Source organism: Paenisporosarcina sp. TG20 (genome assembly GCF_000286315.1).
GTDB lineage: Bacteria > Bacillota > Bacilli > Bacillales_A > Planococcaceae > Paenisporosarcina.
Genome location: NZ_ALJG01000240.1, coordinates 1 through 12817 on the forward strand (window position 1 = coordinate 1; position 12817 = coordinate 12817).

At 37.1% G+C, this 12817-nt stretch carries 10 protein-coding genes and 1 pseudogene; all 11 read right to left on the reverse strand.

From position 1 onward, the window contains the following. Positions 1 to 1340: 1340 nt before the first annotated feature. Positions 1341 to 1448 carry a methionine/alanine import family NSS transporter small subunit gene (locus B371_RS22750; protein ID WP_019413381.1) on the reverse strand — a complete coding sequence of 36 codons (108 nt, stop codon included), beginning with the start codon at positions 1446 to 1448 and terminating at the stop codon, positions 1341 to 1343. Between the two features lie 12 nt (positions 1449 to 1460). Further along, entirely contained in the window at positions 1461 to 3005 is a 1545-nt protein-coding gene (locus B371_RS0105915; protein WP_019413382.1) for a sodium-dependent transporter, read from the reverse strand. A 380-nt stretch (positions 3006 to 3385) separates the two neighbouring features. Continuing rightward, entirely contained in the window at positions 3386 to 4162 is a 777-nt protein-coding gene (gene yunB / locus B371_RS0105920) for a sporulation protein YunB (RefSeq protein ID WP_019413383.1), read from the reverse strand. Positions 4163 to 4208: 46 nt separating this feature from the next. Further along, positions 4209 to 5573: a bifunctional UDP-sugar hydrolase/5'-nucleotidase gene (locus B371_RS0105925; protein WP_019413384.1), complete on the reverse strand. Its 1365-nt coding sequence runs from the start codon at positions 5571 to 5573 to the stop codon at positions 4209 to 4211. Positions 5574 to 5585: 12 nt separating this feature from the next. Further along, positions 5586 to 5801, reverse strand: a pseudogene (locus tag B371_RS0105930) (TSUP family transporter); the annotation flags it as partial. A 236-nt stretch (positions 5802 to 6037) separates the two neighbouring features. Next, complete coding sequence (locus B371_RS22385; RefSeq protein ID WP_019413386.1) at positions 6038 to 7261, reverse strand: RNA-guided endonuclease TnpB family protein; 1224 nt, start codon at positions 7259 to 7261, stop codon at positions 6038 to 6040. 233 nt (positions 7262 to 7494) lie between these two features. Further along, positions 7495 to 8892: a Fe-S cluster assembly protein SufB gene (gene sufB / locus B371_RS0105945; protein WP_019413388.1), complete on the reverse strand. Its 1398-nt coding sequence runs from the start codon at positions 8890 to 8892 to the stop codon at positions 7495 to 7497. Between the two features lie 18 nt (positions 8893 to 8910). After that, a complete protein-coding gene (gene sufU, locus B371_RS0105950) occupies positions 8911 to 9351 on the reverse strand; it encodes a Fe-S cluster assembly sulfur transfer protein SufU (protein ID WP_019413389.1) in 441 nt (146 codons plus the stop codon). Beyond that, entirely contained in the window at positions 9341 to 10570 is a 1230-nt protein-coding gene (locus tag B371_RS0105955) for a cysteine desulfurase (protein ID WP_019413390.1), read from the reverse strand. The genes sufU and B371_RS0105955 overlap by 11 nt, the downstream gene beginning before the upstream one ends. Further along, positions 10570 to 11874: a Fe-S cluster assembly protein SufD gene (gene sufD, locus B371_RS0105960; RefSeq protein ID WP_019413391.1), complete on the reverse strand. Its 1305-nt coding sequence runs from the start codon at positions 11872 to 11874 to the stop codon at positions 10570 to 10572. The genes B371_RS0105955 and sufD overlap by 1 nt, the downstream gene beginning before the upstream one ends. Positions 11875 to 11892: 18 nt before the next feature. Beyond that, positions 11893 to 12672: a Fe-S cluster assembly ATPase SufC gene (gene sufC, locus B371_RS0105965; protein WP_019413392.1), complete on the reverse strand. Its 780-nt coding sequence runs from the start codon at positions 12670 to 12672 to the stop codon at positions 11893 to 11895. Positions 12673 to 12817 lie beyond the last annotated feature (145 nt).

Genomic DNA, 12817 nt, shown 5'->3' on the forward strand with positions numbered 1-12817 from the left:
TTTTAAAAATCAAAAAATCAATATAGTAAGTCTTCATATTTTATAAAATGAAAGTACCCAAGCCTATATTCCTGATAGGACTTCTACTGAAAAAGCATCTTGCGCTTCTAAAATAGGAAATCACGACTTACAATAATGGGTTAACGAGAATCAATTATAGAAATTCTGTTTTTCATGTAAGTCTCCATATACTTAAAATACCATGAACACTGGGTTCATGGCACTATAATTTTGTATACTTTCTTAACTTTTAAGAAAAACCGAGCAAAGTCGGACCGGTCCTTTAAGCAAGTATACAAAATTTTATGATCAGTTGAAAAGTATATATCAAACTGTATCAAATCTAGTGATTTCCGTTTACAGGCGAACGCATTCCGCGGGCGGTCCGTGAGCCTCCTCGGGCCAACAGGGTGTTTGTCACGAAGGCTTGGCCACACGACGTGGCGTTTCTTAGCCTTCGTTCCATTGTGCGCTCCCTGCGGGGTCTCACTGGAGTCGCCGCCTTTCACTGCAATCATTCACCTGGTAAAACATCAACAGTGATAACAACATGTTTTAAAAATAAAAATACTTGCACATAAATTAACTCGAATTACTAAACAAGAATGTATCACTGAATAAAACTCACTTTAACTGGAAATCATGATGAAACATGGGTTTTTAAAAAGGAAATCACGCCTTCATATTAATCGTTTTAAAGAGAGTAACGTCAAAGATATCTCATTTTTAGAATCATAGTCTTATATATTTAAAAACACCATGAACACGGGGTTCTTGCCATTCTAAATTCATATACTTTCTTATGTTGTAAGAAATTCGGGCAAAGTACGCCCGGTCCTTAATAAGACACCCTTCTATTTAAATTTAGTGATTTCCGTTACAACGCACTTTCATGTTTCGAAGCTAGCGTAGCGATGTAGAAACATGCGGACCCTTTCCGCGGGCTAGTGCAAAGCCCAATGTTATCAAGCTAAAGAGCCAAAACTCACAGCTCCCGTATCAAAGAAAACCTACTTTTAATCAATTACGACTATTTTCGGATTAGGAAAAAGGGCAATAGAATGCCCGGGGCTTGTTCCATCCAAGTTTTTCAAATCCTTGTGTTCTTTCTCTATAGTTTCATACAACGGTTATACCAGCCTCTCAACTTTACTTCCACTGACAATTCAAGAGTAAACCCTTAACATGAATCTAATTATTTAAGCTATAGAATGTAGTCTCTTTATACTCAAATAACCATAAACACCACGTTCATGGCATCCTGAATTTATACATTTTCTAATCTTTTGAAAAAAGAAAAGCGCCTCTTAAAAGAGACGCTTTTTTCTTATACTTTTTAATTATGCTTTTTGTCTTGATTTTGATACAGCATATACGATACTTGCTGCTAAGCCGCCCCAAATGATGACGACTCCAATTATCATCATAACAATTGCACTTGCTGTCATTTGAAGTCCCCCTTATTCATTATCATGTTGATATGCATCAACATCAGTATTTTTGTTCCATTTAATTGCACTAAATACAAAGCCTAAGATTATTGCACCTGCAGCAACAAACCATCCACAATAAAGAATGAAACTATTTGAATATCCTTCATAGTTACCAATAATTTCTCCATCAGCGTTAGTGTGTTCTTGTAATAGATTCATTTTTAATAAACCAAACATCATGTAACCTAATACTAAAGGTGTCACAAATTTCAAGCAAATATTCCACCATGCGCCTAAGCGAATGTCTGATACTGCATTTGCATGATCTTGGAATAATGGTAACTTTTTAAAGAACCAAGCGATTGCAATTACTTCAACTAAACCAATTGCAGCAACACCGAACTGATTGATGAAATAATCAGCAACATCTAGGAAGTATAAACCTCCATTTGTTGCAAATAAGAATGAAATAACTGCAGCAAGACCTACTCCTAAAGTAACTGCTTTGTTACGAGAAAGACCAAATTTTTCAGAAAAACCAGCTACATATGTTTCACATATAGATATTAGTGAAGTTATACCAGCTAATGTAAGTGATAGGAAGAATAAGACGCCAAACAGTCCGTTCATTCCTGGGAATTGGCTAATTATTTGTGGGAAGACCACAAAAGCAAGACCCACGCCCGCAGTTGCAACATCAGCTACTGCCACACCTTGTGAAGCAGCCATAAATCCTAGCGCTGAGAATACTCCTATACCTGCAAGTAATTCAAATCCTGAGTTTGCAAAACCTGTTATAAATGCATTATTTGTTATATCTGACTTTTTAGGAAGATAACTAGAATACGTAATCATAATAGCAAAAGCAATTGATAAACTAAAGAAAATGTGTCCGTATGCAGCAACCCATACTGCCGGGTTACTTAACTCGGAAAAGTTTGGTTCGAAAAATGCAGTCAAACCAAGTCCTGCTCCATCTAATGTAACCGCACGAATAACTACTAATAAGAAAAGAATTACTAATGTTGGAATGAAAATTTTATTAGCAAGTTCAATTCCTTTTTTAATACCTGCAAATAATATAATTAAAACAATAACCCAAACAAGTAGTAAAGGTATTGCTACTCCTGGTACTAATCCACCAGCTTCACCTGGTACATCTCCTAATTTTAAAACTGTACCAAATAAGAATCCTGCAGTATCTTCTCCCCATGCTTGGTTAACAGAATACACAGTGTATTTCATCGCCCATGCAATGATGACTGCATAGTATGTGGAGATTACAAAAGAAACAAATACTGCCCACCAACCAAGCCATTCAGCTTTTTTTCCGCCCATGCGGAAGAATGATAACGGTGCCGATCCACGATACTTATGTCCCATGGTGAATTCTAAAATAAGAATTGGAATACCTGCTGTTAAAAGAGCGAATAAGTACGGGATAAAGAAAGCGCCTCCACCATTTTCAAAAGCTACGTACGGAAAACGCCAAATGTTTCCTAGACCTACCGCGGAACCTACTGCGGCCAAGATAAAGCCTGCTCGTGATCCCCATTGAGAACGTTGTTCCATGTTATTTCCTCCCCTTTGGTTCGCTTCCCGAGTACTAATGTACTATTTAGAAGCTTTATTAATTTCAGATTATTTACTAATCTTAAAAATAGTATACTATAGTCAATCAACTTGTACATCTGTTTTTTAAAAAACATCTGTTAAAAGTATAGGGAATAACGGTATGAACCTACTTTTTGGTCCATTCTTATTTAAAAATTGATCTATTATTCCAATATATTGCACAAAATAGTATTATTTGAATAATAATTACCCTTTGGTATCGTTAAAACATTTTAGTACTTAATACCCTTTCGGATTAGCATATGATTTACAGCCCTCAAACAGGCTGTAAATCATATATAAGACCAATAATATATTTTGATCTTTTGCAGTAATCTCTACGGTGTGACTGAAGGTTTCATTGGTACTTCTACTTGAGGTGCGGACCCTTCCCCTCCTCTAGTATAAATTTGAGGAACTGGACTAGAGATTATTCCAAGGGCAACTGGAATTTTCTGTTCGATTACTGTTATTTTTGTTGCTAGAGGAACAATAACTTGCACATTGACTGTTATAATAATACTGACATCTATCAATGCGTTGTTTATTCCAAATTCAGTTATATCATAAACTACGTTTGACTGTAAGTTTCCAATAATGTGAAATCGTATCGGAATTTTAGGTCCCAAGTTTCCAATGAGAGGAATATTAGTAGCTTGACCTAGGGGGACGAGAAATACTATCCCACCATTATCCTCCATTGCATCCGGATCATATTCTATATCATCTAATATAGGTAAATTGTCTAAGTTGCCTTTTTCAGCTTGCTCTAACTGTGTTTGTACCATTGTGGTTATTTCAGCTTGAACTTGACTTATAACCGCAGTATTAAATTGATTGGTAACTGTTGTATTAGGTGAATCCGAAGGGACTTCTACTATGATATCTTTTGCGTCCATTAAATCTGCATTACGAGAGATTATGGCCCTGCTAACTACAAGTGAAGCTACTTTTTTTGATTGTACCTCAGCGTATTGTAAGTAGATTGGGGTTAAGCGAACATTTACAAGATAAAACATTAAGGCAACCGAAATGACGACAAAAACAAATAATATTGGAAGAATGTTTTTGCCCTTCCAGGAACTTGTTCTTTTAGATACATTACGTAATTTCACAAAAAGCCTCCTACGTCATGTTACGACAAGGAGGTTTTAAATATGACTATAACATTTGCTGTTTTTGTCCATATCCAACTACAACATCACGAATGAATTCAGACATAAAATAAGTCTTTGACAGCTCTTTAAAAGTAGGATAAAAATGACCAAAAGTGAACATATCAACCGTAGCTAAACGAACGATTTCAAATGGTTCTATCCGTTTACTCTGAACAAATAAGACTTGATCAATAACTTGAAATTGATGAGTAATTATTTTCCCGATAACTACACCTCTAAACCCTAAACCCTTAATCTCTAGATTTGGCCAATCTTCATTTTGCGATAACATATAAATTTCTTTTAACTCTTTGCCTGTCAGTTCAATTACACATGGATTAATCGGGTGTGGTAGCATTTTATGAATATCAAAATATGTAACTGCCTCTGCATTTAAATCTGTCAGAAATAATCCAGCATTAAACAAAGCACAATCGGCTTGGCAAAATGATGTTAAAGCATCTCCGAAATAGGTAGATAAAGGAGATTCTTTGAACCACTCCTTTTGAAGAAGTTTCGTTTGGTAAAATGCAATTTCTTTCAAATTTTTTTTTCCGATTTGTTCTAGTTCTTTTATGAAAGCTTTTTCATTAGGTTGTTTATACAATTCATTAATATCATATAAAAGGGCTTGTTTTTTTATAATTAATTTTTTTTCTATATCATAATCAATTGTAACATGACCAACATAATTCCCGAATTTACCTGCGGCGGCTAACAAAGAGTTATTGATTAATTTCCCCTTATGTAAAATATGATGTGTGTGTGCACCAAAAATCACATCAATATCCTGAAATTGTTCAGCCATTACCTCATCAATGTGTATCCCTAAATGAGACATACAAATTATTATATCTGTTTGTACCTTTAATTCCTCTAATTGAATTTTCAAAGTTTCAAACGCATTGTTTACCTGCCACCCCAATTGCTTATAAAATTGAGTATATTCGGATGTTAATGCTGTTACACCAATTCTAGTTCCATGGATAGTTGTTAAAATAGTTGTTTGTACTAACCAATCAGGAATTTCCCCATCGTGCTCAACCAAGTTTCCAACGACCACTTCAAATTGAGCATCACGATAAAGTCCTTCTAATTCTTTGTGTGAAAGAGTAATTCCTTCATTATTTCCAATGGTCGCAACGTCATATTTCGCTTTATTTAAAAGATCAACATTTCCTCTACCTAATGTTCCTTCTGTAAAAATATGTGAACGATCCATATGATCGCCGATATCTAGTGTGAAACTTGACTCACCTTCTTCAATATGCCATTTTTTCCGTGTTGTCATAAGTTCATGAATTCGTGGCCAATGTTGAAAATGACTGTGCAAATCATTAGTATGGTAAAAATGTATGGATTCAATCATTCGATCAACTCCTTATCCCGTTAACCCGCTCACTATGGAACGGACACCGAGTAATAGTAAGATTATACGCAATACAACCACTAATGTTTCCGATTTTATACGTTGATTTAAGGTTGCACCGATTTTTGCTCCAATAAAAGCAGCTGGTATAACTGGAAGTGTATATAGCCATGGTACATTCCCTAATGAAATATGGCTAGCCGTATTCACTAAAGCTGATAAAAAAATAAAAATTCCTAAAAGAAAGAGTCGCTGGGTGCTAAAATACATCTTCTCCCTTAAATCTTCCCTAATCCCATTGTTCAATATCATATCTTGAACGACCCCCACTTACCGCCCAAAAACAGAGCGTTTGAAGTGGGGGATTCCGGGGCTAAAGTGACTATTGTCACTTGTTAATCCGGCTAACTCCCGCCGACCTGCGGGTTCTTTAAAACAATGTGCCTCGCGGTACCGGTCTTTGCTTATGTGGCGGAGACCATTTTTTTCGCTTCATTTAAGATATTAATCGCGGCATTATGGTCACGATCGTGCGATGCGCTACACGTAGAGCAAGTCCATTTGCGAATGGTTGTATTGCCTTTTAGCGCAGGATTGATATCACTGCAGGCAGAACACATCTGCGTGGACGGGAAATAACGGTCCACTTTAATGAGCGTTCTTCCGTAGGACTTGCATTTATACGTAAGTAGTTCTTTGAGCTTACCCCAACTTGCGTGTGCGATACTGTTTGAATATTTTCTTGCCTCAAGCATTTGTTTTACATCAAGATCTTCCATTGCGATCGTTTGGTTATCACGAACGAGACGGTAGGTTAATTTATGCAAATGATCAAGTCTTGTGTTATAGATTTTTTGATGTAACTTCGCCATTTTACGGCGTGTCTTTTCCCTCGATGAAGAACCTTTTTGTTGCCTGGAGAATTTTCTCTGCAAAAAGGTTAAGCGCTTTTTATAAGAACTGTACCGTACCGGTACAGGCAGGTGGTTGCCATTAGAATCTGTGATCAGACTTGTGAGACCCACATCAATGCCGAGGGCATCATTTGTTGCTTTTGGGACTATTTTTGATGAAAGCAATTCACACGTAAACGTAATATACGTTTTACCCAAATTATCTGTTTCCACCTGAACGGTTTTAATATCGCCTTCAATTTCGCGTGTTTTTTTGAATCTGATGAGGTGATTGCACTTTGGCAGTTTCACATAATGTTTGTTATCGATTTGGACCAGTTTGATATTTTCGTTTGTCATTTTTGTTGTAAAGGACTTTTTACTGTGCCTTTTGCTTTTGAAACGTGGATACCCCTTAAAATCCCACACCTTTGGTGAGAGTGAAGGAATCATTTTAACTTGTTTGATGAAACTTTTTTTCATTTGTTTTCCTTTTGTTTTTTTAAAACAATCGAACCCTTCAAATAGGTCCTCTACCGCTTTTTGCAAGATAATCGAATCGACTTCTTCTAAAAATGAGAATGCCACTTTCCATTGAGGGATTTGTTTCACTACCTCATTTTTTGTAGGAAAAGAGCCCGTTTTCTCCCAAGCGTGATTCACATATCCAAGCGCTTGGTTAAACGTCCATCGGGTGCAGCCAAATGACTGTGCGAAAAACGGTTTCGGCGCTGTATGATCGAACACTCTAAATTTATAGGCTTTCTTTGGCAGATCATTTGTTCTTTTTGCCATCTGACTGCACCTCCTTTATGAGAATATATGTTCCCCCTTCATTATAGGTGTTTTCCGGAGGAAAAACCAACTTTTCACTTTCATTGGGAGGGATTTTTGTTGGCACAGAACTGGCGATTCATCCCCCACTTACTCGCTTATGCTCCTTGAAATGGAGGTTTTCTCGCCATTTTAGATAAATTATTACCAAACAAAAAAACCCCACCCGAAGGTAAGGTTTTATAAGAAGACTATTAGCCGATAGAACCTTCCATTTCGAACTTAATTAGACGGTTCATTTCAACTGCATACTCCATTGGTAATTCTTTTGTAAATGGTTCAATGAAGCCCATTACAATCATTTCAGTTGCTTCTTGTTGTGAAACACCGCGGCTCATTAAGTAAAACAATTGCTCTTCAGATACTTTTGAAACTTTAGCTTCGTGTTCTAAAGAAACATTGTCATTTAATATTTCGTTATAAGGAATTGTATCTGAAGTTGATAAGTTATCCATTATTAACGTATCACATTCAATGTTTGAACGAGCTCCTGAAGCTTTTGGTCCAAAGCGAACGACTCCACGATATGTGACTTTTCCGCCTTGCTTAGAAATCGATTTAGACACAATCGTTGAAGAAGTGTTTGGAGCTAAGTGAATCATTTTAGCACCAGCATCTTGATGCTGACCTTTACCTGCTATGGCAATCGATAATGTCATACCACGTGAACCTTCACCTTTTAAGATGACGGCTGGGTATTTCATTGTCAATTTAGAACCGATGTTACCATCAATCCATTCCATCGTTGCATTTTCATCACAAACTGCACGTTTAGTAACTAAGTTATACACGTTGTTTGCCCAGTTTTGTATCGTTGTGTAACGGCAATATGCGTCTTTTTTAATAATGATTTCAACAACCGCACTGTGAAGTGAGTTTGTTGTATACACTGGTGCTGTACAACCTTCAACATAGTGTACATGTGCACCTTCATCAACGATGATAAGCGTACGCTCAAACTGGCCCATATTTTCCGAGTTAATGCGGAAGTATGCTTGTAATGGTGTTTCTACTTTAGTGTTAGGTGGCACGTAGATAAAAGATCCACCTGACCATACTGCTGAGTTTAATGCTGCAAACTTATTATCTGTATTTGGAATAATGGTACCCCAGTGTTTTTTGAAGAGTTCTTCATTTTCGCGAAGAGCTGCCCCAGTATCTTTGAATATAATTCCTAGATCAGTAAGTTCTTGTTTCATGCTATGGTAAACGACTTCAGATTCATATTGAGCAGAAACTCCTGATAAATATTTTTGCTCTGCTTCTGGAATTCCAAGTTTATCAAACGTACGTTTAATTTCCTCTGGCACTTCATCCCATGAAGTTTGAGTCGCTTCTGATGGTTTTACATAATACGTAATTTCATCGAAGTTCAGTGGAGCTAAATCTCCACCCCATTGTGGCATTGGTTTTGAATAAAAAATTTCCAAAGATTTTAGACGATAATCCAACATCCATTGAGGTTCTTCTTTCATATTTGAAATTGTTTCAACGATTTCACGAGTTAAACCACGTTTTGAACGGAAAATAGAAACGTCCTTATCATGGAACCCGTATTTATAATCTCCAATTTCAGGCATTTTTTTAGCCATCATCTTTCCTCCGTTCTATTACGAATGTGATTCGTTTTCGACACCTTTTTCCATGGCTTTCCAAGCCAGTGTTGCACATTTAATACGAGCAGGGAACTTGGTTACACCAGAAAAAGCTTCAATATCCCCTAAATCAATTGACTCGTCAATTTCTTTCCCCAACATCATATCAGAAAATATTGTTGAAAGTTTTAAAGCATATTCTACAGGTTCACCTTTTATAGCCTGTGTCATCATGGATGCAGATGACATTGAAATAGAACATCCTTCACCGTCAAACTTTACATTTTCAACTATCCCATTCGATACTTCCATTGTTAAACGAATACGGTCACCGCATGTAGGGTTATTCATATCAATTGTCATACTTCCATCTTCAAGCGATCCCTTGTTTCGGGGATTTTTGTAATGATCCATAATGACTGTTCTATATAACTGATCTAAGTTACTATATGCCATCGTTAAAATACTCCTTTGCTGTGTTAAGTCCCTCTACTAACCGGTCTATATCATCTTCCGAGTTGTATAAATAGAAACTTGCACGAGCAGTTGCTACTACCTGTAACCACTTCATCAGTGGTTGAGCACAATGATGTCCAGCGCGAACTGCTATCCCGTTCATGTCAAGAACCGTCGCCAAATCATGGGGATGAACATCATCTATGTTAAATGTAACAATACCTGCTCTTTTACCAGGATCTTTCGGTCCGTACATCGTTAAGCCATTTATCGTCGACATACGCTCCATCGCATAAGCTGCGAGTTCATGTTCATGCTTTTCAATTTCGTCAAGACCAATTTCTTCTAAGAAGTCTATTGCTGCTGCTAAACCTACAGCTCCAGCAATAATGGGAGTTCCACCTTCAAACTTCCAGGGAAGCTCTTTCCAAGTTGATTCATACAACCCAACGAAATCAATCATCTCGCCTCCGAATTCAACTGGTTCCATCTGCTCAAGTAATGCCTTCTTGCCATATAACACACCGATTCCAGTAGGACCGCACATTTTATGACCAGAAAATGCGAAGAAATCACAATCCAAATCTTGTACATCAATGCGTAAATGAGGCGCTGCTTGTGCACCATCCACCATCATAATAGCTCCATTTTCATGAGCAATTTGTGCAATTTCTTTGATTGGGTTCATTGTTCCTAGAACGTTGGAAACATACATAATTGATACAATTTTAGTGCGTTCCGTAATCGTTGCTCGAACTGTTTCTAAAGACAATGTTCCGTCTTCTTCTAAATCTACGTATTTTAATACGGCTCCTTTAGCTTTAGCTAATTGTTGCCAAGGAATGATATTTGAGTGATGCTCCATATACGAAATAACGATTTCATCGCCTTCTTGTACATTTGCAACTCCATAGCTTTGTGCCACCATATTAATTGCTGTAGTTGTCCCACGCATGAAGATTATTTCTTGCGTTGACTTTGCAGAAATAAAGTTGCGTACTTTTTCCCGCGCACCTTCGTAACTTTCAGTTGCTCGATTACCCAGTGTATGAACTCCACGATGTACATTAGAATTATCGAATTCATAATACTTCTTTAGTGCTTCAATAACTTGAATGGGTTTCTGAGATGTTGCTGCACTATCAAGATAGACAAGTGGATAACCGTTTACCTCTTGATTTAAGATGGGAAAATAGCTTCTTAAGTCTTTGTTAATCATTAGCGCACTTTCCTTTCAATAACCTCCGCCAGTTGCTTTTTAACGCTTTCAATCGGCAAAGCATTGACAACTGGTGCAAGGAAACCATGAACAACTAATCGTTCGGCATTTTGTTTTGAAATTCCACGACTCATTAAGTAGTAAAGTTGAAGTGGGTCTACACGACCTACAGATGCTGCGTGTCCTGCAGTAACGTCATCTTCGTCTATTAGTAAGATTGGATTTGCATCTCCACGTGCTTTTTCATTTAACATCAATATTCGTGATTCTTGTACTGCATTTGCTTTTGTAGCACCATGTTCGATTTTACCCACTCCGTTAAATATAGAAGAAGCTTCATCTTTCATGACGCCGTGTTTTAAAATATATCCTTCAGAGTGTTTTCCCCAGTGAATTATCTTAGTAGTAAAGTTTTGCTTTTGTTTTCCTCGTCCAACTGTAACCATTTTAGTATCTCCATAAGATCCTTCGCCTATTAAGTGGGTTATGTTTTCGGAAATGGTATACCCATCATTCATTAAGCCAAGAGCCCAATCAATACGTGCGCTACGATCGGCAATTCCTCGACGATTCACATACGTTGTTAGGCCTTTTGCTAAAACATCAACAGCTCCGAAAGTAATACGTGCATTATCTTTAGCAAGCACTTCAGAAACAATGTTTATAACTCCGTGTCCTTCTGGAACAGTTGAAAGGTAGTTTTCTACATAAGTGACTGAGCTATTCTTATCTGCTACAACAATCGTATGGTTGAACAGAGAAGCTTGGTCATTATCATGTAAGAAAACAACTTGAATTGGTTCAACTAACTCAACATTTTTTGGCACGTATACAAATACACCACCATTTAGTAAAGCCGCATGTAGACTAGCAAGCTTATGCTCATCGGTTTTCACACCGTTCGTCATAAAGTATTTTTGGACAAGTTCACCATGTTCACGTACAGCTGTGAAAATATCAGTAAAAACAACACCCTGATCTTTTAATTCATCTGAAATTTGTAAAAATGCAGGTGTATTATTGCGTTGTATATAGATGCTTTTTTGATTTTCTGTAACAATGGCTTTCACTTCATCCGGTAGATCAGCTAGTGAAGCGAATATATCACTTTCTACTGTATGAACTGGGAACTTTGTGAAATTCCAATTATCAATTTTTGTTTTGTCTGGTTTCGGCATTGGCAAATTTTCTGCCGCCTGAAAAGCTTGTACACGATATTCAGCAAACCAAGAAGGTTCTTGTTTCACCGTTGAATAGGAGCGTACATCTTGTTCGGTTAATGCCAGTTTTGTTTCAACCGTCATGGTGTATGTCTCCTTTCCTTAAGCTTCTTGACCTACAGTCTCGTCTTCGATTCCTAATTCTTCTTTAATCCAGTCATAACCTTCAGCTTCTAATTTTTGAGCAAGTTCAGGTCCTGCGGATTTCACTATTCGACCTTGCATGATTACATGGACATGGTCCGGTGTAATATAGTCAAGTAAACGTTGGTAATGGGTGATTATTAAGCAACCAAAACCTTCTCCACGCATTTGGTTAATTCCTTTTGAAACGACCTTAAGTGCATCGATATCAAGACCAGAATCAATCTCATCGAGGATTGCAAACTTAGGTTTAAGCATCATAAGTTGAAGGATTTCGTTGCGTTTCTTTTCCCCACCAGAAAAACCTTCATTTAAATATCGTTGTGCCATTTCTTCATCCATTTCAAGGTATCCCATTTGCTTATCAAGCTCACGAATGAATTTCATGATAGAAATTTCATCACCTTCTTCACGACGTGAGTTTATCGCAGAACGTATGAAATCAGCATTGGTAACGCCAGTGATTTCACTTGGGTATTGCATCGCTAAGAAAAGACCTGCTTGAGCTCGTTCATCTACTGCCATCTCAAGAACATCTTCTCCGTCTATTGTTATAGAACCTGAAGTTACTTCATATTTAGGGTGACCCATAATCGCTGAAGCTAAAGTTGACTTACCAGTACCATTTGGACCCATAATTGCGTGAATTTCATTTGTATTAATTGTAAGGTTTACACCTGTTAGGATCTCCTTACCATCAATGGCAACGTGAAGATCTTGAATTACTAAATTCGACATTTTTCTACCTCCGTAATTTATAAATGAATCAAAAATCTCATTTTTATTTATTATCATTCTAATCTTAACTGAATTATCTAGCCCATGCAAATCTTTAAGACATACCACTTTCTATATAAAAATTGTCACTAGCGTTGCATTAAAA